At 76.4% G+C, this 780-nt stretch carries 1 protein-coding gene and 1 pseudogene; both read right to left on the bottom strand.

Features of this window, described 5'->3' with window-relative positions; genetic code table 11:
- Positions 1–499 (bottom strand): annotated as a pseudogene (locus SACPADRAFT_RS24930) (type III polyketide synthase); the annotation flags it as partial.
- Positions 496–780, bottom strand: a 285-nt coding sequence (locus tag SACPADRAFT_RS24925) for an acyl-CoA dehydrogenase family protein (RefSeq protein ID WP_007027823.1), incomplete at its 5' end; no start/stop codon positions are given. The gene SACPADRAFT_RS24925 and the pseudogene SACPADRAFT_RS24930, both read right to left, overlap by 4 nt.

Genomic DNA, 780 nt, shown 5'->3' with positions numbered 1-780 from the left:
AGGTCAGTTCGAGGCACAGCAGCACGGCGGGCCGCCGGTGGGCGGCGACGGAGGCGGCGGTGGTGGCGAGTGCGGGCAGGGCGGCGTAACAGCCCATGTGCCCGACGAGCAGCCGGTGGGTGTCCGGGCGCAGCTGCAGCTCCGCGGCGAGGGTGATGTCCAGGCCCGGGGTGGTGTAGCCGGTGCAGGAGACGACGGTGAGGCCGCCGACCTCGTCCGGGGCGAGTCCGGCGTCGGCGAGTGCCGCGGTGACGGCCCGGTGCCCGAGGTCGGGGGCCCGCTCGGCGTAATGCCGCATCCGGGCACCGGTGCCGTGGCGGGAGACGTCCGCGGTGAGCGGGTTGGCCACCGCGTGCCGGCGACGGACGCCGGAGCCGGCGAAGAGACGCCGCGCGAGGGGGTCGTCGGCGAAGTGGTCGCGAAAGAACCCGTCCCACAGCCGCTCCTGGGTGACTGTCTCGGGGAAGGCGGCGCCCAGTCCGGTGATGGTGGGGGTCACCACCGGCGGACCTCCGCACCGTGGTCCGGGTCGCCGCCGACGGCCGCGAGTCCCAGCCAGTCGGCGCACACGTCGGAGGTGGCGGGTTGCAGGGCGCCGCAGCGGGCGTCGCGGTAGAGCCGTTCCAGCGGATGCCCGCGCCGGGTGGCACCGGCCCCGGCGGCTTCGAGGGCCGATGACGCGACGTCGGCGGCGGTGTCACCCGCCAGCAGCTTGGCCCGCCACACCCACCGGTTCGTCTCCGGCTCGCCGGGGTGCTCGGTGACCCGCGCGGCGGCCTC

It is taken from the genome of Saccharomonospora iraqiensis subsp. paurometabolica YIM 90007, assembly GCF_000231035.2.
In the GTDB taxonomy this organism is placed as follows: domain Bacteria; phylum Actinomycetota; class Actinomycetes; order Mycobacteriales; family Pseudonocardiaceae; genus Saccharomonospora; species Saccharomonospora paurometabolica.
Note: the sequence above shows the minus strand (reverse complement) of the source record. Positions and strands in the feature narration are given on the sequence as shown.